The sequence below is a fragment of the Anoxybacillus sp. CHMUD genome, from assembly GCF_013096965.1.
In the GTDB taxonomy this organism is placed as follows: Bacteria; Bacillota; Bacilli; order Bacillales; family Anoxybacillaceae; genus Anoxybacillus; species Anoxybacillus kestanbolensis_A.
Map to the genome: position 1 here is coordinate 69,815 of NZ_SDLG01000010.1, position 24,259 is coordinate 94,073.

At 41.8% G+C, this 24,259-nt stretch carries 17 protein-coding genes, 1 pseudogene and 1 other annotated feature; of the genes and pseudogenes, 16 read left to right on the forward strand and 2 right to left on the reverse strand.

Annotation, left to right across the window (positions count from 1 at the left end):
* Nucleotide 1 precedes the first annotated feature (1 nt).
* The 9 genes from galT to ETB99_RS08940 all read left to right on the forward strand — a co-directional run bounded on the left by galT (nt 2) and on the right by ETB99_RS08940 (nt 11,412).
* Complete coding sequence (gene galT / locus ETB99_RS08895; RefSeq protein WP_171700417.1) at nt 2–1,513, forward strand: UDP-glucose--hexose-1-phosphate uridylyltransferase; 1,512 nt, start codon at nt 2–4, stop codon at nt 1,511–1,513.
* Nucleotides 1,514–1,528: 15 nt separating this feature from the next.
* Nucleotides 1,529–1,672, forward strand: a complete 144-nt coding sequence (locus tag ETB99_RS08900) for a hypothetical protein (protein WP_171700389.1) — start codon at nt 1,529–1,531, stop codon at nt 1,670–1,672.
* A gap of 289 nt (nt 1,673–1,961) precedes the next feature.
* Complete coding sequence (locus ETB99_RS08905) at nt 1,962–3,251, forward strand: ABC transporter substrate-binding protein (protein WP_171700418.1); 1,290 nt, start codon at nt 1,962–1,964, stop codon at nt 3,249–3,251.
* A 234-nt stretch (nt 3,252–3,485) separates the two neighbouring features.
* On the forward strand, nt 3,486–4,403 hold the full coding sequence (locus ETB99_RS08910) for a carbohydrate ABC transporter permease (RefSeq protein ID WP_171700426.1): 918 nt from the start codon (nt 3,486–3,488) through the stop codon (nt 4,401–4,403).
* Complete coding sequence (locus ETB99_RS08915; protein ID WP_004889101.1) at nt 4,396–5,220, forward strand: carbohydrate ABC transporter permease; 825 nt, start codon at nt 4,396–4,398, stop codon at nt 5,218–5,220. Before ETB99_RS08910 ends, ETB99_RS08915 begins: the two co-directional genes overlap by 8 nt.
* A 21-nt stretch (nt 5,221–5,241) precedes the next feature.
* Entirely contained in the window at nt 5,242–8,283 is a 3,042-nt protein-coding gene (gene lacZ / locus ETB99_RS08920) for a beta-galactosidase, LacZ type (protein ID WP_171700419.1), read from the forward strand.
* A gap of 174 nt (nt 8,284–8,457) precedes the next feature.
* The gene (locus tag ETB99_RS08925) at nt 8,458–9,258 is read left to right on the forward strand and encodes a winged helix-turn-helix domain-containing protein (protein ID WP_253263590.1); all 801 of its coding nucleotides are present in this window, start codon (nt 8,458–8,460) and stop codon (nt 9,256–9,258) included.
* Between the two features lie 22 nt (nt 9,259–9,280).
* Nucleotides 9,281–10,300: a LacI family DNA-binding transcriptional regulator gene (locus ETB99_RS08935; protein WP_171700420.1), complete on the forward strand. Its 1,020-nt coding sequence runs from the start codon at nt 9,281–9,283 to the stop codon at nt 10,298–10,300.
* A 59-nt stretch (nt 10,301–10,359) separates the two neighbouring features.
* Nucleotides 10,360–11,412: an aldose epimerase family protein gene (locus ETB99_RS08940; protein ID WP_171700421.1), complete on the forward strand. Its 1,053-nt coding sequence runs from the start codon at nt 10,360–10,362 to the stop codon at nt 11,410–11,412.
* 35 nt (nt 11,413–11,447) lie between these two features.
* On the opposite strand, the gene sspI is transcribed toward ETB99_RS08940, so the two are convergent.
* A complete protein-coding gene (gene sspI, locus ETB99_RS08945; protein WP_171700422.1) occupies nt 11,448–11,657 on the reverse strand; it encodes a small acid-soluble spore protein SspI in 210 nt (69 codons plus the stop codon).
* Nucleotides 11,658–11,740: 83 nt separating this feature from the next.
* Here sspI and msrA point away from each other — a divergent pair, with 83 nt between their 5' ends.
* The 6 genes from msrA (at nt 11,741) to ETB99_RS08975 (ending at nt 22,415) form a co-directional block, all read left to right on the forward strand.
* The gene (msrA, locus tag ETB99_RS08950; protein ID WP_004889108.1) at nt 11,741–12,265 is read left to right on the forward strand and encodes a peptide-methionine (S)-S-oxide reductase MsrA; all 525 of its coding nucleotides are present in this window, start codon (nt 11,741–11,743) and stop codon (nt 12,263–12,265) included.
* Entirely contained in the window at nt 12,262–13,011 is a 750-nt protein-coding gene (locus ETB99_RS08955; RefSeq protein WP_021093805.1) for a TrmH family RNA methyltransferase, read from the forward strand. The genes msrA and ETB99_RS08955 overlap by 4 nt, the downstream gene beginning before the upstream one ends.
* A gap of 70 nt (nt 13,012–13,081) precedes the next feature.
* Nucleotides 13,082–13,317: a binding site (T-box leader), on the forward strand.
* 50 nt (nt 13,318–13,367) lie between these two features.
* A complete protein-coding gene (pheS, locus tag ETB99_RS08960) occupies nt 13,368–14,402 on the forward strand; it encodes a phenylalanine--tRNA ligase subunit alpha (RefSeq protein ID WP_077429332.1) in 1,035 nt (344 codons plus the stop codon).
* Between the two features lie 15 nt (nt 14,403–14,417).
* On the forward strand, nt 14,418–16,832 hold the full coding sequence (gene pheT / locus ETB99_RS08965; RefSeq protein ID WP_171700423.1) for a phenylalanine--tRNA ligase subunit beta: 2,415 nt from the start codon (nt 14,418–14,420) through the stop codon (nt 16,830–16,832).
* A gap of 241 nt (nt 16,833–17,073) precedes the next feature.
* Nucleotides 17,074–21,246 carry an RHS repeat-associated core domain-containing protein gene (locus ETB99_RS08970; RefSeq protein WP_309138143.1) on the forward strand — a complete coding sequence of 1,391 codons (4,173 nt, stop codon included), beginning with the start codon at nt 17,074–17,076 and terminating at the stop codon, nt 21,244–21,246.
* A 719-nt stretch (nt 21,247–21,965) separates the two neighbouring features.
* Nucleotides 21,966–22,415 (forward strand): DUF5071 domain-containing protein, encoded by a 450-nt coding sequence (locus ETB99_RS08975; protein ID WP_052023561.1) that lies wholly within the window; start codon nt 21,966–21,968, stop codon nt 22,413–22,415.
* 201 nt (nt 22,416–22,616) lie between these two features.
* On the opposite strand, the gene ETB99_RS08980 is transcribed toward ETB99_RS08975, so the two are convergent.
* Nucleotides 22,617–22,862: a hypothetical protein gene (locus ETB99_RS08980; RefSeq protein ID WP_143271315.1), complete on the reverse strand. Its 246-nt coding sequence runs from the start codon at nt 22,860–22,862 to the stop codon at nt 22,617–22,619.
* 193 nt (nt 22,863–23,055) lie between these two features.
* Between ETB99_RS08980 and ETB99_RS08985 the strand changes: the two are divergent.
* Nucleotides 23,056–23,994: pseudogene (locus ETB99_RS08985) on the forward strand (RHS repeat domain-containing protein); the annotation flags it as partial.
* Between the last annotated feature and the right edge of the window lie 265 nt (nt 23,995–24,259).

The window sequence follows — 24,259 nt, forward strand, 5'->3', positions numbered from 1 at the left end:
CATGGTGAACATTTACGAAGAAATTGAAACACTCATTCAATATGCGCTCCATCATCGCCTAATTGAACGAGAAGATGTCATTTATACACGCAATCGAATATTAGCGTTGTTGAAATTAGACGAATGGCAACAAGTTGACGTGATGCCTTCCTCGGATCGCCCACTTGTTTCCATCTTACAACGGATGATCCATTGGGCTGAAGAACATGGACGGCTTGTTGGAAAGACAGTTACTGATCGCGATTTATTTGATACAGAGATTATGAATTGTTTTGTAGCGCGTCCGTCAACGATCATTCAAACGTTTTATGAGAAATATAAGCGAAACAAACAAGAGGCGACAACTTGGTTTTATGAGCTTAGTCAAGCATCCAATTACATTCGCGTAGACCGAGTGATGAAAAATAGACGATGGAAAGCGCGTACGAAATATGGGGATATGGATATCACGATTAACTTATCCAAACCCGAGAAAGATCCTCGAGATATTGCGCGCATGAAGGACGTAAAGGAACAACGTTATCCTACTTGCTTGTTATGTATTGAAAATGAAGGGTATGCAGGAACGATTCGTCATCCTGCACGAGCGAACCATCGTATCATTCCGATTGAACTATGCAGTGAACGTTGGTTTTTCCAATATTCCCCTTACGTTTATTACAATGAACATTGCATCGTATTACGCGATAAACATATGCCGATGAAAATGGAAAGAAAAACGTTTGAACGGTTGCTTGATTTTGTCGATCAATTTCCACATTATTTTATCGGCTCTAATGCTGATTTACCAATTGTAGGAGGATCTATTTTATCGCACGATCATTTTCAAGGTGGAAAATATACGTTTGCGATTGAAAAAGCTCCATCTGATTTTTCGTTTACATTGCCAGCTTATCCTCACGTACAAATGAGCATTGTTCGTTGGCCGATGTCAGTTATACGTATACGTGGAGCAAAGAATGATGTATTACAAGTGAGTGATTTGATTTATAAAGAATGGAAAAAATATAGCGATCCTCAAGTGGATATATATGCACAAACAAACGATGTGCCGCACAATACAGTCACGCCAATTGCTCGTCGACGTGGGGAGTTGTACGAGATGGACATCGTATTAAGAAACAATCGCACATCAGCGCAACATCCATACGGTATTTTTCATCCACATGAGGAGCTCCATCATATTAAAAAGGAAAATATCGGTTTAATTGAAGTCATGGGGTTAGCGGTATTGCCTAGTCGATTGGCGGATGAGCTAGACCATATCGCACGATATATGAAAAATCAAACGCCAAAAGAGCAATGGGAACCGTCGTTATTGAAACATTGGGAATGGGTGCAAGACATAATGGAAAGACACTATGTTTTTGATGATGTACATGAATTATTAAAAGAAGAAGTAGGAAAACGATTTGAACAAGTACTCGAACATGCGGGAGTGTTTAAGCGGACGGAAGAAGGAAAGCGAGCGTTTCATCGCTTTATTCAACACCTTCAGGAACGAAATGAATAAAGATGGGGAAAAAAGATGTATATCGGTGTAGACTATTATCCAGAATACTGGCCAAAAGAAATGATTGAAGAAGATATTCGAAGAATGGGTGTGAAAACGGTCAGAAGATGGGGGCAAATGGCTATTGGAGCTGTTTGTACCGTCAATATGCGATATTGATGGAAAATGTTTTCGAGGAGGTGAATTGAGGATTCAGGGGGGTGATGTAGCAGTGTTAAGAGAGCATGATGAAGCCGTGAAGGTTTAGAGAAGTCTCGTTCCGACAGTTGGCAACATAATATGCATAAGATGATAATGTCTATAAACATTGGATCTTACGCACTTAGTGAAAAGGCTCATTTCATTAAGACAACAACTGAAAAATGTATGTTTTTCGGCTGTATATTCTTAATTAGACTCCTTTTTCACCAAAAGTTCATAAGAATTAAAAAAACAGGAGGGATTTTCTTTGAAAAAGATTTTGACACTATTTTTAGTAAGTATTCTTCTATTAACTGCTTGTTCTTCAGAAACGAAAACCGGGGGAGATACAGATGGTACAAAAAGTACGAATGAAATAACAGTGTGGACGTGGGATCCAAATTTTAACGTAAAAGCGATGAAAATTGCAGAAGAGTTTTATAAGAAAGAGAATCCTAATTTTAAATTAAAAATTATTGAAAATGCTCAAAAGGATGTCGTTCAAAAGCTTAATACAAGTTTAAGTTCTGGCACAACAAAAGGCTTGCCAAATATCGTATTAATTGAAGACTATAGTGCACAGAGCTTCCTTAAATCGTATCCTGATGCATTCTATGACCTATCAAAATATTTCAAAGCGGAAGATTTTGCTGAATATAAACTTGCTTCTACTAGCTTAAATGGTAAACATTATGGGCTTCCGTTTGATACAGGGGTTGCTGGGTTATATGTGAGAACAGATTATTTGCAAAAAGCGGGATATACTGTTGATGATTTACAAGGATTGGACTGGAACAAATATATTGAAATTGGGAAAAAGGTAAAACAAGCAACGGGTAAATATATGCTTGCACTCGATCCTAAAAATCTGGGGATTATTCGTGAGATGATTCAAAGTAGTGGTTCATGGTATGTGAAAGAAGACGGAGTAACCCTGAATTTGGCAGACAATGAGCCGCTGAAGGAAGCATTTAAAACTTACAAAGAAATTGTAAACGCAGGGATATCGAAACCTGTTTCTGACTGGGGTCAATTTATTTCCTCTTTTAATAGTGGAGCAGTTGCATCGATCCCGACAGGAAACTGGATTACAGCTTCTGTTAAAGCCGAAGCTTCTCAGGCTGGTAAGTGGGCTGTTGTGCCTTTTCCGAAACAATCGGGCATTCCTAACTCTGTTAATGCTACGAATCTAGGTGGAAGTTCTTGGTATGTACTTAACATTCCTGGAAAAGAAAAGGCGGCAGAATTTCTAGCTAAAACGTTTGGATCAAATGTTGAGTTTTATGAAGCGCTAAACAAAGAAATTGGTGCAATTGGCACATACAAACCAGCTGCTAATAGTGAGGCCTATAAGGCTGCAGATGAGTTTTTTGGAGGTCAAAAAGTAACAGCTGATTTCTCCAAATGGATGACAGAAATTCCTCAAGTAAACTATGGTGCACATACGTATGTGATCGAAGATATTTTAGCAGTTGCGTTGCAAGATTACTTAAAAGGCAAAGATCTTGATAAAGTGTTGGAAGATGCACAAAAACAGGCAGAACAACAAGTTAAATAAATATACAGAACATCTATCAATTGTTTTATGAATTAAGCCCCGGGATTCCGCCGTCCTGTCTGGTTTTTATACTAGCACCATTCCGTAGGAGGCGGAGTGGTTCGGGGCTTTTCAGTGAAGAGGTGCGCCTTGAGTTGTTATTTTCATGCGCGGAAGGAGAGTAAAAGTTTGTTCATGGATTTTTTGTTATCAATAGTGATAGGGAGTTGAGATAGAGTGATTCCGTCAACAAAGATGAATATAGATTTGACGATTAAAACAGGTCCAAATATTAATCGGAAACACCGTATTAAGAGCACAATAGTTGGATGGTCTTTTGTGATATTGGCTACTATTATGATTTGCGTATTTTATTTCTATCCAATGGTTCAGGCATTGATTCTTTCGTTACAATCAGGTTCGGGTGCGAATCTAACTTTTGTTGGACTGAAAAATTATGCTCGTCTATTTAACGATCCTACCTTTTTAACAACTGTAAAAAATACAGTGATATACCTTATTATTCAAGTTCCGATTATGATTATTGTCGCTTTATTCTTAGCCGTACTATTGAATAATCCGAAATTAAAGCTGAGAGGATTGTTCCGAACAGCAATCTTTTTACCATGTGTCACTTCCCTAGTTGCGTATTCTGTCATATTTAAATATTTGTTTAGCGAAGATGGATTGATCAACGTTATGTTGACGAAATTTTCCCTTATATCTGAGCCAATCAACTGGCTAGGTGATCCTTTTTGGGCTAAAGTGACCATTATTATTGCTCTTACGTGGAGATGGGCAGGATATAATATGATTTTTTACTTATCTGCTCTACAAAATATTGATCAATCCATTTATGAAGCCGCTAAAATTGATGGTGCTTCGCCAGTTCAGCAGTTTTTTAAAATTACGATTCCATTGTTAAAGCCTGTGATTTTGTTTACGTCAATCACTTCAACAATCGGTACGCTCCAGCTGTTCGATGAAGTAGTGAACATTACGCAAGGGGGACCGGGAAATGCAACGATGACGATTTCTCAATATATCTACAATCTTTCATTTAAATATACTCCTGATTTCGGTTATGCGGCAACAGTTTCGTATGCGATTGTGATTATGATTGTATTCTTTTCTATTATTCAGTTTAAAGTGGCAGGTGATAAAAATGAGTAATCTTAAAAACGTATTCAACTATACTGTTTTAACCATTGCATCTATTGTTTCTGTGTTTCCATTTTTGTGGATGGTTGTTAGTGCAACGAATAAATCAGTAGAAGTGACGAAAGGGCGGTTATTGCCAGGTAGTCACTTTATGGAAAACTTCCGCAACCTGCTTGATAGCACTAATCTGGTCAATGCATTAATGAATTCGGCAAAAATCGCGATTGTAACAACTTTACTTGCATTGTTGGTCTCCTCTTTGGCTGGTTACGGATTTGAAATTTTTAAAAGCAAAACAAAAGATTTTGTATTTAATTTCTTGTTGCTTTCAATGATGATACCTTTTGCTGCTTTAATGGTCCCGCTGTTTAGAATGTTTGGGACAATATCACAAATATTTCCAAGCATCGGTATTGATACAATGACGGCCGTTATTTTGCCGACAGTCACAACGGCATTTCTGATTTTTTTCTTCCGCCAAAACACGAAAATGTTCCCGAAGGAAATTATTGAAGCGGGCCGAATTGATGGATTGTCTGAATGGGGGATCTTCTTCAGGCTGTATGTCCCTACCATGAAAACAACCTATGCAGCCGCGGCCATTATTACATTTATGTCGAGCTGGAACGGCTATTTATGGCCACTTGTCATATTACAGTCCCCGGAGAACCAGACGGTGCCATTGCTTATATCAAATCTCGGATCGAGTCATTATCCGGATTTTGGAATGATCATGACCGCTGTTGTGATCGCTACCTTGCCGACGGCGCTAATCTTCTTTTTCATGCAAAAGCACTTCGTTGCTGGGATGCTCGGTTCAGTAAAATGATGAGTAAGGAGTGTGGAAATAATGAAAAAAACATTAACAACCCCCACATTAGAATGGCTTTCAGATCCTCGTGTGTTCGGTGTTAATCGCCTGCCTGCCCATTCGGACCATATTTATTATGAGACGTTGGAAGAAGCAAAAAGTGGAGTTTCCATGTCGATGCGCTATGAGTTGAATGGGAATTGGAAGTTTCACTATGCAGTCAATCCAGCTAGCCGACCGGCGGAATTTTATCAGCTCGATTTTGACTGCTCAAACTGGAGTGATATTTCCGTACCAGGACATATTCAGTTGCAAGGTTATGGAACTCCCCAGTATGTAAATATAATGTATCCGTGGGATGGTCATTGCGATGTTCATCCTCCAGAAGTTCCTATGGATTATAATCCAGTAGGAAGCTATATAAAAATTTTTAATCTCCCTAAAAGCATGAAAGATAAACCGGTGTATATTTCTTTTCAAGGAGTAGAGTCAGCGTTTTATGTTTGGTTGAACGGGCAGTTTGTTGGGTATAGTGAGGACTCTTTCACGCCGGCAGAATTTGAACTTACACCTTTTATAAAGGATGGAGAGAATAAGCTCGCGGTTGAGGTTTACCAGTACAGCACCGGAAGTTGGCTTGAGGATCAGGATTTCTGGCGTTTTTCTGGAATCTTTCGCGATGTATACCTTTATACAGTGCCAGATATTCATGTCTATGATTTACATGTTCGCGCCGAATTGGATTCGTCCTATACGAGAGGCATGTTAACGGCGGACCTTACCTTTTTGTCTCCGGTACCTGCCGGCTCTAGGTTTATCGCTGAACTGTATGATGCGAAAGGCGACCTTGTCGCCAAAAAAGACGGAGAGCTTCATGGCGAAAAGGGGACATTTTCCATTGCGGTCGATGAACCGGAATTATGGAGCGCGGAGAAACCGTATTTGTATAAGCTATATATTCAGATTTTTAACGAGTTTGGCCAATTGGTAGAGGTTGTTCCACAGAAGGTCGGTTTTCGAAGATTCGAGATCATCAATAAAGTTATGCACCTTAACGGAAAACGGATTGTATTTAAAGGCGTTAACCGACATGAATTTCATTGCCGAAGAGGCCGGGCGATCACAAAGGAAGATATGCTATGGGATATTAAAACGTTGAAGCGTCATAACATTAACGCAGTCCGTACGTCACACTATCCGAATCAAAGCTATTGGTATGAACTATGCGATGAATACGGCATCTATGTCATTGATGAAATGAATTTGGAAACGCACGGAACGTGGCAAAAAATGGGCCGTGTCGACCCCACATGGAATGTTCCGGGGAACAATCGAGAATGGCAAGACATTGTTATGGACCGGGCGATTTCAATGTTTGAAAGGGATAAGAACCATCCTTCCATCCTGATTTGGTCATGTGGAAATGAATCGTATGCTGGGGAAGTTCTGTTAAACGTCGCCAACTATTTTCGGTCAGTCGATCCGAGCCGTCTTGTCCATTATGAAGGAGTATTCCACGCCCGCGAGTACAATGATATAAGCGACATAGAAAGTCGTATGTACGCAAAGCCTCATGAAATTGAAAAGTATTTAACAGAAAATCCGGATAAACCGTATATCAGCTGCGAATATATGCATGCAATGGGGAACTCGCTCGGCGGGATGTACAAATATACGGATTTGGAACAAAAGTATCCGATGTATCAAGGTGGTTTTATTTGGGATTTCATTGATCAAGCCCTTGTGAAAAAAGATCGTTATGGAAAAGAATTTTTGGCATATGGAGGGGACTTTGGCGACCGTCCAACCGATTACGGTTTCTGCACGAACGGAATTGTCTATGCCAACCGGGAGTTGTCACCGAAAATGCAGGAAGTAAAATATCTTTATCAAAACTTTAAGCTTTCACCGGATCAATACGGTGTCAATATTAGAAATGAAAGTCTTTTCACTGACACAAGTGAATATGGTTTAGAATACGTCCTATTCCTTGAAGGGAGAGAGTTGTATCGAAGCAAGCTGAATGTATCGGTAGCACCGCAGGAAGAGAAAAGAGTCGAGTTCGACTGGCCCCTTGGGATGATGGCAGATGCAGGTGAATATTGCATTCATGCATCATTTAAATTGAAAGAAAAAACACTTTGGGCTGATGTTGGTTATGAGGTGGCATTCGGCCAATTTGTATTCCAGATTGGTTCCAAGGAATTCGTTGTTCCTAGCGGAAAGTTAAAAGTTGTCCATGGTGATGTCAACATTGGGGTGCACGGCAAAGATTTTACGATCATGTTTTCCAAACAGGCAGGAAGCCTAGTTTCAATGAATTACGCAGGCAAGGAGATGATTGCGGTCCCTCCTGCACCATTGTTTTGGAGGGCCACGACTGATAATGACCGAGGTTTTTTGCAAGACTTCTATTCGGGGCTTTGGTATGCGGCGAGTTTGGCGCGTAAATGTGTAAAAGTCGATGTGAAAGAGGAAGCAGCCCAAGTAAATGTCACCTTTACCTACAAATTTTCCATTAACCCTGAATTGGAAGTGAAAATTGGTTATACCGTTTATGCTGATGGCAGCATTCGCGTGAAGGCGGTCTATCATGGAGTCGAGAATCTTCCGTCAATGCCGATTTTTGCGGTATCATTCAAGGTTCCAGCCGACTATAATCAACTCGAGTGGTATGCAATGGGGCCCGAAGAAAACTATGTCGACCGCTCAAAGGGGGCAAGACTTGGAATTTTTAGAAATCAAGTATCTGACAATGTATCGCGCTATCTCAAACCGCAGGAATCAGGAAACAGAACAGGTGTTCGTAAAGTAAGCTTAACGAACAGCAATGGACAGGGAATAAAAATTTCTTCTATAACTGAACCGTTGGAGTGCAACTTTTCGCCATACACAGCTTTTGAACTTGAACATGCCAATCATCATTACGAGCTGCCCAATATTCATTATACGGTTGTCACGGTAGCAGGTCGACAAATGGGAGTTGGCGGAGACGACAGCTGGGGCGCCCCAGTTCACGATGAATACGTCATAAAGGCAGATCAAGACATGGAATTTGAGTTTATGATTCATAAAGTTTAGCGACAACAGCATCATGATGTAAACTTCTCATCTTAGCGTTTTCATTTATCTTGAAAAATAAAAATTGCCCTAACAATATGTGTTCATTAAAAACTAATCTTCTTAAATTACTCGTGCACACTCCGATGATCCTGTTGCCCTAAGGAAACCAATGGAAAAGGAGCAGGATCATTCATGAAGCGTTTGTGCATCACCAACGATCACGGATGGACACCTCGGACACTTCGCAAACAGGAACGGAAAATCAAAAACACCCTTCTTCGCCAACGGGTGATGGCGGTTCGCCTGGTCATGGAAGGCTATTTGGGCAAAGAGGTGGCCTCCATGGTCAACGTGTGCCGACAAACCGTTTCCCATTATGTGTCGCTGTTCAACGAAGGCGGTCTGGAGCTCCTGCTTCATCGGGATTTCGCCCCCGGGCGGGAGCCGTTTCCCACCGAAGAACAGCAGGAAGAGATCAAACAGCTTGTGTTGACCACCACTCCCGTAGAACTGGGCTGGGACGTCGCTTCGGCGTGGAACACCAAACTCCTGCAATCCTATGTCGAAAAGCACTTCGGTGTTTGCATTTCCCGCGAAGCGTTGCGAAAACTCCTGCACCGCAAAGGGCTGTCGTGGACACGGCCGACCTACACATTGGCAAAAGGCAATCCGGATCGACAAAAGAATTTTGAGAAACAGATCGACTTCATAAAAAAATTTTATCCGCTCGCCGCGATAACTGAAAATGAATATGGTGATGGGAACGTTTATTATATTGGTGGGGGCATAGATGACGATGTGCTGAATGACCTTGCAAAGGAAATTGTGCAAAAACATCACATATGGCATGTAGAAAGCGACGAAGGTGTTGAAGTGTATCGACGTGTATGTGATGATGGTGAGTACATGTTCATCTTAAACCATACAGATCAAGAAAAACGGTTTCACAATTTGACCCTCAAACCGTATGATAGTCAAATCGTTAAAATCTAGCATAAATAAAGGGGTTGCATTAATGGCTACATTGAAAGAAATCGCAGAGAAGGCAGGGGTGTCCGTTGCCACTGTATCGCGTGTATTAAATTATGATATGACGTTATCTGTATCGGACGAAACGAAAAAGCGCATTTTTGAAATTGCCCAAGAGCTGAACTACAAAACGCCTCGGGAACGCAATCAAATGAGCGCGAAAGAACGGCTTCGTTTTGGCGTTGTCAACTGGTACTCGGAATCTCAAGAGCTTGACGATCCATATTATATGGCAATCCGTCTCGGTGTAGAAAAGGAATGTTTTCATCGCCAAATTGAGCTCGTCAAGTTGTTTAAGAAAGATGGTTCGTATGAATCAGAATGGTTAACAGGTTTAGATGGAATTATTGCTGTTGGGAAGTTTGGGAAACAAAATATTGACTTATTCATGTCAGTCACAAAACATATTGTTTTTGTTGACTACTCTCCCGATGAAGATCGCTTTGATTCTGTCGTTGTTGATTTTCGGAAAGCAACTGTTCGTGTTCTTCAATATTTGATGGATCTCGGTCATAAGCATATCGGTTATATTGGGGGGCGCGAATATGTTGGTGATGGTCAACTAGTTCAAGATGAGCGTGAACGTACATTTTATGAATATTTATATTTGCGCGGCATGTTCATTCCAGAGTATGTATTCACCGGACGTTTTATTGCTGAAGATGGATATATGTTAATGAAACAAGCACTTCAGCTACCAAATCGTCCAACTGCGTTTTTTATCGCAAGCGATTCGATGGCGATTGGAGCGTTGCGGGCGCTACATGAAGCTGGAATTGATGTACCAAATGAAGTGGCCATCGTAGGCTTTAACGATCTTCCTACATCGAAATTTGTTCAACCACCGTTATCGACTGTGCAAGTTTATACGGAATTTATGGGCGAGACGGCCGTTGAATTGCTTGTTGAACAAATTCAAACGAAAAGAGAAATACCGAAAAAAATTGTTGTTCCAACAAAACTTGTTGTGAGGGAAAGTAGTTGTATCTACACAGTAAAGAAATAGCTTCCGCTTTGGCGAAAGCTATTTCTTTTATGACACTATCCAAAAAGGAGTACAAAAACATGAAGCTTGTACAAGAACAACGAACGGAAATCAACGGTCACCCGATCATCGCATTTACGCTTGCAAATGATCATGGAATGGAAATCACTTGTTTAAACTACGGGTGCATCATTACAAGCATACTTGTTCCTGATAAAAATGGAAACTATGAAAATGTCGTTTTAGCATTTGATGACTTTTCTTCTTATTTGACAAACCGTCCATACTTGGGAGCTGTCATTGGGAGAGTAGCTGGAAGAATAAAAAATAGTTGTTTTGAGTTAAACGGGAAAACATACAAGTTATATGCAAATGAAAATAGAAACCATCTGCACGGTGGAGAGAAAGGCTTTCATCATGTTATTTGGCAAGCAGCAGGATTCTCAAAAAAAGAAGAAGTCGGTGTACGTTTTTTACATCGAAGTGTTGATGGAGAAGAAGGATATCCGGGAAATGTTGATGTACAAGTCACATATACGTTAAATAATCAAAATGAGCTCATCATTTCTTACTATGCCGTTTCAGATCAAGACACTCCGCTTACATTAACAAATCATACGTACTTTAATTTAAGCGGTAACGCACAGAGAGATATTTTGCAACACGAACTAAAAATGAAAAGTGACCGTTTTTTACCGTTAGATCATGAATTTATCCCGACTGGGGAAATAAAAGATGTGACAGGTACACCTTTTGATTTACGTCAAGGGAAAAAGTTGAGAGAAGTCATTGAGTCAACTGATCCGCAAATTCGTTTAGTCGGACAAGGATATGACCATCCATTTATTTTAAATACTCATCATGATGAAGAAATTGTCTTATTTGACCGTGAAAGTGGGCGAACATTAGTTGTTGAAACGGATGAAGTTGGTGTCGTCGTATATACTGGGAACCAAATCCCTCATGGTGAAAAAATGAATGGTCTACAATCTCGAAAGTATTTAGGCATTTGTTTAGAAACACAAGCGTTACCAGATGCGGTACATCATTCAAATTTTCCGTCTTGCATTTTGCGAGCAGGAGAAGTGTATTCATCGACGACAAAATATGCATTTCGTGTGTCATGTGAATAGGGGCGACAATGTGAAAATAGCCTTCAACGCGAAGGCTATTTTTTTACGGCTTCTTCTAATGTTTCAAGCATTGATTGTTTTTGTTCATCTGTTGCATGATTCCATAACGCTTCAAATAAAACGCCAAGACCAGGTAAATATTTTTCTTCACCTTGTTGAATCGCATCAACGATCGTATGTTCAAGCTGGTCTTTTGAGCTGTTTGCGACGTTTGCCATGACGGCACCGCGTAAATTAAAGTCCATTGTTTTCACTCCATTCTTTATGTATTGCGTAAGTAGTTTTTGCTATAATGATAATTACTATTCATAAAAGAGGAGAGAGGGAAATGGAAAAAGCAACATTTGCGGGCGGATGTTTTTGGTGCATGGTCACTCCGTTTGAAGAACTTGACGGCATTTATGGCATTGTTTCCGGATACACAGGCGGTCATGTGGAACATCCGACGTATGAACAAGTGAAAACAGGAACGACAGGACATTATGAAGCGGTACAAATTACGTTTGATCCCGATGTATTTCCGTACGAAAAATTGTTGGAGTTGTATTGGTGTCAAATTGATCCAACGGATGACGGGGGGCAATTTCACGACCGTGGTCCACAATATCGAACAGCGATTTTTTATCATAACGAAAGACAAAAAACATTAGCGGAGCAATCGAAAAAACAACTAGAAGAAAGCGGTCGTTTTTCCAAGCCGATCGTGACAGAAATTTTACCGGCGACAACGTTTTATCCAGCAGAAGACTATCATCAAAACTACCATAAGAAAAATCCAAAACATTATAAGGAAGACCGAGCGGCATCTGGACGTGATGAATTTATTGCGAAACATTGGGGGAAAAACGAGTGAAGCGAATTGAATCGCCAAAAAATGAACGAGTGAAGCAATGGAAAAAACTGCTCACTAAAAAAGAACGCGAGAAAACGGGGCTATTTTTAGTAGAAGGATTTCATTTAGTTGAAGAAGCTTTAAAAAGCAACATCGTTGAACTTCTTATTTTATCAGAAACGAAAACGATTCCGACAAGCTGGAAGGTAGATCATATTCCGATGGTGATTGTCACGGAAGCGGTGATCGGCGAATTAAGCGATACGGAAACACCGCAAGGAATTGTTGCAGTGTGCAAGCATTTGCATTGGAACGTCGATAGTGTGCAAACGGCGCTGTTCATCGACGCGGTTCAAGATCCAGGGAACTTAGGAACGATTATTCGTACCGCAGATGCTGCTGGAATAGACGCCGTTGTCGTCGGAGAAGGAAGCGTCGATATATATAACGCAAAAGTGATTCGTGCAACACAAGGTTCGTTGTTTCATTTCCCTGTGATAAAAGGAGATATTGGACAATGGATCGCCTATTTTCAAAACAGGCATATTCCGATTTATGGAACATCGCTTCAAAACGGAGTAGACTATCGATCTGTATCCCCTTCGTCATCGTTTGCATTAATCGTTGGAAACGAAGGAAGCGGTGTGAACGATAAGTGGCTACAGCAAACAACTGCCAACTTATATGTGCCGATTTACGGGAAAGCAGAATCGCTCAATGTAGCCGTTGCAACAGGGATTTTACTTTACCATTTGCAGAAAAAATAAACACATGTTTGCATCATCACCTTGCACCGCATTGTACATTTGCTTATAATAAATGAAGAATTTCATCATATAAAAAACGATGATCGAGAAGAGTAGCTTGCCGATCGCCATTCAGGGAGAAAACGCCATAGACTGCGAGCGTTTTTATGGCTCAAGCAAGTGAATTCACCTCGGGAGTTGGCGCTTGGACCATTTTGCGCGTGCAAAATGTAAAGGCGTTCCGGTGTAGACCGTTATCACAATGAAGTGAGCTATGTTGATCGCATAGCTAACAAGGGTGGTACCGCGAGTGCACTCGTCCCTTATGTGAGGGGCGAGTTTTTTATTTTTTATACATAACAAGGAGGGATTTCCATATGAAGGAGCGGTTACAACAGCTTCAACAAGAAGCGCTTGAAAAAATTGAACAAGCAAACGATTTAAAAACGCTCAATGAAGTGCGTGTGGCGTATCTCGGAAAAAAAGGCCCAATTACAGAAGTGTTGCGCGGCATGGGGGCGCTGTCGCCTGAAGAGCGTCCGATCATGGGAGCGCTTGTCAACGACGTACGCGAAGCGATTCAACAAGCGTTAGAGGCAAAACAAGCAACGCTTGAACAAGCAGAAGTCGAGAAAAAACTAGCGGCGGAAGCGATTGATGTGACACTTCCAGGGCGTCCGATTAGACGTGGCAATCATCATCCACTCACGCGCGTTATTGAAGAAATTGAAGATTTATTTATCGGCATGGGATATACGATTGCTGAAGGTCCAGAAGTAGAGCAAGATTATTACAACTTTGAAGCGCTCAATTTGCCAAAAGGTCATCCGGCGCGCGATATGCAAGATTCGTTCTACATCACCGAGGAGATTTTGTTGCGCACGCATACGTCACCAGTGCAAGCAAGAACGATGGAAAAACATCAAGGGCGAGGCCCTGTAAAAATCATTTGCCCGGGAAAAGTGTACCGCCGCGACAACGACGATGCAACGCATTCCCATCAATTTACGCAAATTGAAGGGCTCGTGGTGGACGAAAACATTCGCATGAGCGACCTAAAAGGAACGTTACGTGAATTTGCCCGCAAAATGTTTGGTGAAGATCGCGACATTCGCTTCCGTCCAAGCTTTTTCCCATTTACCGAACCGTCTGTTGAAGTCGACGTATCATGTTTTAATTGCGGCGGGCACGGCTGTAACGTATGTAAAGGAACAGGTTGGATTGAAATTTTAGGGGCAGGGATGGTCCATCCGAACGTGCTCGAGATGGCGGGATTTGACTCGAAAAAATATACAGGTTTTGCGTTTGGTATGGGTCCAGAGCGTATCGCAATGCTCAAATATGGCATTGATGATATTCGCCATTTTTACCAAAACGATCTTCGTTTCTTGCAACAATTTAATCGGGTGTAAAGGGAGGTTTCATGGATGTTTGTTTCATATAAATGGCTACAGGAATATGTCGATTTAACAGGCATTACCGCAAAACAATTAGCCGATCGCATTACGAAAGCAGGCATTGAAGTAGAAAGCGTTGAGGTGCGCAATAAAGGAATACAAGGTGTTGTCATCGGACATGTAATTGAGCGCGAACAACATCCGAACGCCGATAAACTAAGTAAATGTCTTGTCGATATCGGGGAAGGGGAGCCAGTGCAAATTATTTGCGGGGCGCCGAACGTCGCAAAAGGACAAAAGGTTGCCGTTGCTAAAGTTGGTGCCGTATTGCCTGGCAACTTTAAAATTAAACGCGCAAAACTGCGCGGTGAAGAATCGAACGGCATGATTTGTTCGTTGCAAGAGCTTGGCGTGGAGTCGAAATTAGTACCGAAAGAATACGCCGATGGCATTTTCGTTTTCCCAAGCGATGCACCGGTCGGAGCGGATGCGCTACAACTACTTTACTTGGATGACGAAGTGTTAGAACTTAGTTTAACACCAAACCGCGCCGATTGTTTAAGCATGATTGGCGTCGCTTATGAAGTGGCAGCGATTTTAGGAAGAAGCGTGAAGCTTCCGACCATCGAGCTACAGGAAAACGATGAAAACGTTCATAACTATATTTCTGTACGTGTCGATGCACAAGAAGATAATCCTTTATATGCAGGGCGCATCGTGAAAAACGTAAAAATTGGCCCATCGCCGCTTTGGATGCAAGCGCGTTTAATGGCAGCTGGCATTCGACCACATAATAATGTCGTTGATATTACGAACTACATTTTACTTGAGTACGGTCAGCCGCTTCATGCGTTTGACTACGATCGCCTCGGTTCAAAAGAAATCGTCGTTCGCCGCGCAAAAGCCGGTGAAACAATTGTGACGCTTGATGATGTAGAGCGCACGTTGACAGAAGATCATCTCGTCATTGCAAATGGGAAAGAGCCTGTCGCTTTAGCTGGTGTGATGGGCGGTGCGAACTCGGAAGTATGTGATGAAACAATAAACGTATTTATTGAAGCAGCATATTTTAATGGAGCGACGATTCGCCAAGCGGTCAAAGATCACGGATTGCGCAGTGAGTCGAGCACACGGTTTGAAAAAGGCATCGACCCAGCGCGCACGAAAGAAGCGCTTGACCGCGCAGCTGCATTAATGGCGGAATACGCTGGCGGCGAGGTCGTTGGCGGCGTTGTCGAAGCGAATACATTACAGCTAAAGGATGTCGTTGTTACGATTACGTTACATCGTATTAACCGCGTGCTTGGCACAGCGATTACGAAAGAAGAAGTCGCAGGCATTTTAACGAACTTGCAATTTACATTCACAGAAGATAACGGAACGTTTACGATTACCGTTCCATCGCGCCGCCGTGATATTGCTATTGAAGAAGACATCATCGAAGAAGTAGCGCGTTTATACGGATACGATCATTTACCAGCAACGCTTCCAATCGGCGAAGCAAACCCGGGTAAGCTCACACCATATCAAGCAAAGCGTCGCAAAGTACGCCGTTATTTAGAAGATGCGGGCTTGTTCCAAGCGATTACGTACTCGCTTACAAACGAAGCAAAAGCGACGATGTTTGCGCTTGAAACGGCGCAACCGATCCGTCTTGCTCTTCCGATGAGCGAAGAGCGCAGCGTCTTACGACAAAGCTTAGTACCGCACTTATTGGAAGCAGCAAGCTATAACCGCGCCCGCCAAGTCGAAAATGTCGCGCTATATGAAATCGGCTCGGTATATTTAGCAACAAATGAACACGAGTTGCCAAACGAAAAAGAGCGGTTAGCCGGCGTCTTGACAGGCGTATGGCATGCGCATTTATGGCAAGGGGAGAAAAAAGCAGTTGACTTCTATGTCGTTAAAGGAATTTTAGATGGTTTGTTTGCGTTGCTAGGATTAGAAAACCGCGTGGAATATAAGCAAGCAAAACGCGAGCACCTTCATCCAGGGCGTACAGCAGAAATTTTATTAGATCATAAGACAATCGGCTTTGTCGGTCAGCTTCATCCGAACGTGCAAAAACAATTTGATTTAAAAGAAACATATGTATTTGAGCTAGATCTTGAAGCGTTATTAAAAGCGGAAGTAGCCGACATTCGCTATACGGCGATTCCACGCTTCCCGTCCATTACGCGCGACATCGCTCTTGTCGTTGATGAGCATATCGTAGCAGGTGACCTCGAGCGAGCAATTATCGAAGCAGGCGGTGAACTGTTGAAAGACGTATCGATTTTCGACGTTTACAAAGGAGACCGACTTCCAGAAGGCAAAAAATCGATCGCCTTCTCGCTCCGTTACTACGACCCAGAGCGGACATTGACGGACGAAGAAGTAACAAACGTTCACGAACAAGTCATCAAAGCGGTCGAACAACAATTCGGCGCCACATTGCGCGGGTAAAACGAAACCCCTATCTGATGCACGGGCATTGGATGGGGGTTTTTATGTCCTTGGCGGATCGGTGGGGGCGTTTTTTATCTAGTCCGCCAAAATTGGCGGGCGCACCGTCAAAAAATGGCGGGGTTCGACATCAAGTTGGCGGTGAAGGAGGAAGAAAATTAGGTATAATGAGGTTGAATAGGAAAAATATTCGTGAGGGAGGTACTGTTATGAAAAGGAAAATAACTAGGCTAGGAGTTATGTGTCTAACATTAGTAGCATTATTAATCTTGCTATTTCTGGTCTAGGCGAAGATGTTGAATTTACGAGAACATACAATAGCCGAAAGTCCGGATCGAATGGGATGTTTGGTTATGGATGGATGTCTAATCTCGAAATGAATATTTGGGATGCAGGCAGTGGACCAGTTACGTTTGTTGATGGAGATAATACTCGTCATATTTTTGGTGAAAAAGTTGGCGGGGGATACGAAGCTGCTGGTGGTGTCTATCTCGATCTAATCAAAAATGGGGACGGCACTTATACAATAACCAAAACCGATGGTACGAAACTTTATTTCAATACAAATGGCAAACTTTCTCGCATGGTCGATACAAATGGGAACACGACTACATTGAATTATAATACAAACGGAAAATTAGCTTCAATTACAGATGCATCAGCAAGAACGACGACGATTGCCTATGGAACAAACGGATATGTATCGAGTATCACCGACCCAGCAAACAGAACCATCTCTTATGAGTATGATGCTTCCGGCAACCTAACGAAAGTTACGGATGCTCAAGGAAACGCGACCATTTTTACGTATGATTCGGATCATAATCTAACAAGTATTAAAAATGCCCGAAATATTACGACGACAATTGGTTATGATACACTCGACCGCGTAACAAGCATTGAACGCCCTATTACGATTAACGGCGCACTTACAAATAGTACCACAAATTATTCATATGACAAAACCAATGGTGTTACGTCGGTCACAGATGGCGAAGGGAGACGGGTAGATTATACGTACAACGCTAACGGCAATATTATTCAAATCACAGAAAATCCTTTAGATGCTCAAAACAAGGCTGTGACAACATTCGATTATGATAATAACAATAATTTAATCCGAGTAGTGGAACCAAATGAAAATAAGGCGAATGGAACCGCAGCGTTCATTTATCAATATGACGAAAAAGGAAATATTGTCAGCGTTCAATTGCCAGAAAATCAGTCGGCACAATATACGTATGATTTGCAAAATAATCTTATCAAAGAGCAGGATTTCAACAGCAACGTCAGCACATTTGATTATGATCAAAATAACAATCAAACCGAAGCGATCGATCCTTATACACAATCAGTTTCACAGCGATACGATAATCTGGGAAATTTGCAGTATTCGACGTATCCAATGTCTACAGCTGATAACTTGGTAAGTAACTCTAGCTTCGAATTCGATCATAATGCGGATAATTGGCCAGACAACTGGACAAAGGCCGTAGAATCAGGGAAAATCGCTACATTCAGTTGGACGACAACAAGCAAATTTGGGAATAAAGCGATCAGCATTTCGAATTCGACCGGATGGGCGATTGTCAGTTCTGATAAGCAGCCGTATGATGGTGGAGTTTATGTGGCAAGCGGTTATGTAAAAACATCGTCCATGTCTGCCAGAGCTCTTATTAAAGTTGAATATTTTGATGCGCAAGGAAACTGGTTAAATCAAAAAATTTCTTATGGGTTGGCAGGAACGAACGATTGGACTCGGCTTCATGTCGTCGCGGATAACGCACCAACTGGCACCAAATCTATTCGGGTATCGGTTGGCTTAAATGCCGGTTCGGGAACTGCTTATTTTGACGGTATTCAATTAGAGAAAGGAACGGTTGTCAGCGCCTATAATCTTGTTGATAATTCCAGCTTCGAGCGAGATATGAATAGTGATGGAATTCCTGACAATTGGACGACAAGCGGCAATTTATCAACAAATGATGGACTAGATACAACAGTTGCGAATATATATGTTGGAAGCAAGTCATTTAAAATCACAGGAGAGTCTGGGAAAAATAAGCATATTAAACAACGGATTAATATTTCTGGCGACAGCAACACTAAACTTACGTTGTCTGGATGGTCCAAACAAGAAGGAGCCAATCCAAACGGCGGTTACTATAGCTTGCAAGTAGCAATCCACTATACGAATGGTACAACCGATTGGGGTTATGCAAACGACTTTGATAAGGCGAAGACTGACTGGCAACATGTTGCCGCGGAAGTAAAACCGAAACAGGCCTTCGATTACATTGACGTGTATTATTACTATTATAATCAAACGGGCACAGCATGGTTTGATGCAATGCGTCTAGAAGTAGGAGCTTCTCTGACGTCGTACACGTATGATGCAAAGAAAAACTATGTAACCCAAATCAAAGATCCGGCAGGAGATACGGTTTCTTTCGGTTATGATGCCGTAGGAAATCAGACAAGTGTAACGGATGGAAAGGGAAAAACGACTTCTTATGAATATAATGCCAATAACCAATTGACAAAAGTCACGGATCCAAACGGCAATGTGACGACGTATGGTTATGACGGTGTAGGAAATCGTACATCGGTTAAGAATGCAAAGAATTATATAACCAACTATACGTATAATGAGTTGAATCAGGTTTCTGGTTTCACGAACCCGTTAAATCAAACGACGTCCTTTGCCTATGATAAAAACGGTAATCTCACAAAGGTTACCTACGCCAATGGCGATAAGGTATCCTATAGCTACAACGCGCTGAACCGCCTTGTTTCGATTGCTTACAATGGCTTGACGAAATGGACGTTGAATTACGATGCCAATGGCAACGTGACATCGGTCACGGATGGTAGTGGAAATACGATCACGTACACGTATGATAAGAATAATCGTCCAACACGAATCAGTAAAGGGGCATCTAATTCCATTGCCTATGGCTACGACAATAACGGAAACGTGATGTCCACCTCCATCACAGTGGGTACAACAACCGACACCATCGGATACAGCTACAACCCGTTGGATCAGCTAGTCGTGTTGTCCAGAAACAGCGCCAACCTTGCGAGATTTACGTACGATGAGCGAGGGAATATTTCATCCATCATCCATGCGAATGGCACCTATACCGCCTACGAGTATAATGATGCCAACCAGTTAAAATCGATTAAAAACTTTGGCGCGAACGGCAATGTCTTAAATTACTTCAACTACAGCTATGATGCCAATGGCAACATTACCAGTGTGGAAACCAACAATGGAACGATCACGTATCAATATGATGCATTGAATCAGCTGACAAAGGAAACACTAGCGGATGGAACAACGATTACGTACGAATACGATGCGGTTGGCAACCGGACGAAGAAAATCGTCAACAATGGAACAACTACGACGACTACGTACACGTATGACGCCGCCGACCAACTAACAGCCGTTAACGGACAGGCATACACATATGACGTGAACGGGAATTTAACGAACAACGGCAACAAGACGTTTGTGTATGATGACGAAAACCGTCTCATTCAAGTAAAAAACGCATCCGGCACTACGATCGCAACCTATACGTATGACCATCAAGGAAGACGCATCAGCAAAACAACATCAAGCGGTACGACTTACTATCACTACGATGGCGACTCGATTCGTCTGTTGTATGAAACAGACGCCAACAACAACATCACAGCGGAATATACGTGGGACGCATTGGGCCGCCCGGTCACGATGACGAAAGGCGGAGCCACTTACTACTATCATTTGAACGGTCATGGAGATGTCGTCGCATTGACGGACGCAAGCGGAAATGTCGTCGCCCAATACGAGTATGACGCATGGGGCAACATTGTGTCTAAAACCGGTGCGCTGGCAACAGCGAACCCATACCGTTATGCCGGGTATTATTACGATGAGGAAACCGGGCTATACTACCTAATGGCGCGGTATTATGATGCGAATATGGGGCGGTTTATTACAAGAGATACGTTCCATGGGTTTGAAAATGAGCCGCAAAGCTTGAATCAGTATGTGTATACGAAAAATAACCCGGTAATGTATGTGGATCCAAGCGGCCATTTTTCAGTAAGACAGTATGTAAGTCACTTGCCTAGATGGGTACAAAATTTACTAAGAAAGATATTTCCCAATGATCCTAAAAAAGTTGCAGAAGGGATAGCAGTAAAGTCGCTACAATGGTCAATGATAGGGGCTTTTACAGGGGAGCTTGTAGTGAGTGTTAGTGTCTATGGTAAACCAAAAACATATAAAGCTGTCGGAAAAGTAGGAGCGATGGCTGGAGCTGTTTTTGGAGCGAATGCAGGTGCTTTTGCTGCTGCAATTCCATTGACAATTAGGTATCAAATTGGTGTTTATTTGTTTGGTAAAAAGAAAGATTAATTTAGCATCGATGGAGGTGCAAAATTGATACATCTCGTTGGTCTATTGCTATTTATAGCTGGAATTACTATTTTAATTATCATTTCCGTTCATGAGTATAAACAAATTAAAGAGGCAAAAGATAAAACAAGTTACACGATTTTTTTCGCAGCCTTAGAACTCATCAGTATTTTGTTTGGATCCAGCAGCATATTATTAGTGTTTGGAGCGATTATTTTAGGTTTGGTCCTCATTTTTTATCCCTAACAAAAAGCCGGATGGTTTTCGATAACCATCTGGCTTTTTGTTCTTATTTTGCAGTCACAGTTTAGGGGAAGATAGGGATTAATTTCTCTTTTTTGCCGATGGCATTATTCTCGTTACGGAGGAAGAAAAAACGTCTTTTCCTGTGTGTATTTAGGAAAAGCATAGTTATTCTTTAAGAAATTCATATCATGAAGAGTGTATGGAAGAATCTCTCTATGAAACGTTTAGAAATGTCAAGATAATTGTTTGTTCTTGTCTTTTTTGGAATTTCCACTTCAAGTGGAACGATAACGTTCATTCCATGTTTCAATGGACGAAATATATTCATTTTGGCGAAGACCGTGCTCGATTTTTTTGCTTCTTTCCATGTATGATTCCGGTCAAGTCCAAACGATTGTGTAAACTCCCACATGAGTACACAAAATTATTGCAGGCCCTTTCTGTGAAAGTTAAATAGTAGGAGATGAATTTTAATGGAACTTAGTGAAGTTAAAAGATTGATGAAAAACTTGAGTTGGAATATGCCCCAAGAAGTTCAACTATCTGCAATAAGGGAGTTAACAACAATTGATGATGAATACACTCCTTTGTTAATACAAGATACCGAGAAGCATTGTTGGGAGAATGCGGTTAAAGTTTTAAATAAAATTGGATACCCACGAAATAGGCTGGCGATACCCTGCTTAATAGAGTTAATGCAAGATATGAATTGGCCTGGTGTCCCTACAGCGATAGAGATATTGAAGAGTATAGATAAAAGTGTGATAGTTCCACATATAGAGGCTTCGCTAATAAAAGCAGCTGAGGATGACGATCGCATGTGGATAGGGGGAATTCAGAGACTTATAGATATATTACAAATTTCTGAATCAGACTTTCATGATAAGGAAGTATATAAGTTATTAAAATTATCGGATTGGTAAACCAAGAAATTAGGAGCGGGCACTTGTCTTTTATGAAATAATATTGTATAGAATCCCCCAACTGCGTAAAATGCAGATGGGGGTGTTTTATAGGATGAGTATCTGTCACTTGGTTTATGTGACGAAGCGGGTGCCAATAAAAAATGGTAGTGCAATATATATGGGCCGCCTAGTGATGATGACGAAAGGCGGAGTCATTTACTATTTCGGTCTTCCATACTTTTTGCCAGCCTGCCTCTGTTTTTTCAATGCAATCGCTCCGAATTTGGAGCGGGAAGGCGGTTCGCCCGCTTGAAGTTGGAATGTCGCCACGATTTGGTTGCGCCCGTCTTGATCAAAATCATACAGCTCGATCGATTCGGGATCTGCAAGAACAGTGTTGGGTGGTATAAACTTTTTCGCTATTTCCATCCACTCATCGCGGGCCAAAGCATGAATGGACTGCAAGGAGAAGAGCCCTGCGAAAAGCAAAAAGCGAGCCGTTTTTTCATCTTGTTCCTCCGTTATCCGGTTTTTGAAGTTATGATTCCGGATTAGCGGCGGCATTTATACATGAAAACAGCGGCTCATCCCGGCAACATGCCGGACTTATGCAGCGCGGTGGAAAGCAGAAGAGCAGCGATCAAAGCGGGAATCGATATTGGCGAACAGTGCCTGGCACTGTTCGATAATCCATGCGAATGGCACCTATACCGCCTACGAGTATAATGATGCCAACGAGTTAAAATCGATTAAAAACTTTGGCGCGAACGGCAATGTCTTAAATTACTTCAACTACAGCTATGATGCCAATGGCAACATTACCAGTGTGGAAACCAACAATGGAACGATCACGTATCAATATGATGCGTTGAATCAGTTGACAAAAGAAACACTAGCAGACGGGACGACCATCACGTACGAATACGATGCTGTGGGGAACCGTACGAAGAAAATTGTAAATAATGGAACGACTACTACCACAACATACACGTATGACGCCGCCGACCAATTAACAGCGGTCAACGGACAAGCGTACACGTACGATGCCAATGGCAATTTAACGAACAACGGCAATAAGACATTTGTGTACGATGATGACAACCGTCTCATTGAAGTAAAAAATGTATCTGGTACAACCATCGCGTCTTTCACGTACGATCAGCTTGGAAGACGCATCAGCAAAACCACATCAAACGGAACCATTTATTATCACTACGATGGCGACTCGAACCAAGTGCTATATGAAACAGATGCAAACAACAACATCGTGGCGGAGTATACGTGGGACGCATATGATCACCCAATCACGATGACCAAAGGCGGAGTAACTTACTATTATCATGTCAACGGTCATGGGGATGTTACGGCATTAACGGATGCAAGCGGAAACGTTGTAGCGGAATATCAATACGATGCATGGGGGAATATTCTTTCCAAAACCGGCGCGATGGCATCAGCCAACCCATACCGTTATGCGGGTTATTATTATGATGAAGAAACTGGATTATACTATCTCATGGCACGTTATTATGATGCTAATATTGGTCGGTTTATTACAAGGGATACGTTCCATGGGTTTGAGGATGATCCGCAGAGTTTGAATCAATATGCTTATGGAAAAAACAACCCAGTAACTTATATTGATCCAAGTGGACACATATCAATAAACAAGCGTGTTCAGTATGCACTCAAATACGCCATAAAATTTTGGTTAGCAAATTATATAGGATGGGATTGTCAAGGCCGATTATTTTTTCCCCAAAATCGCCGGTTTAAAATTCCCCAGAAGGACCTCATTGATCCTTCTGTTTTTCTTGTTGGAGCCTTTTTTCCCGCAATCGATAGCTTTCCCCCTTTAGGTT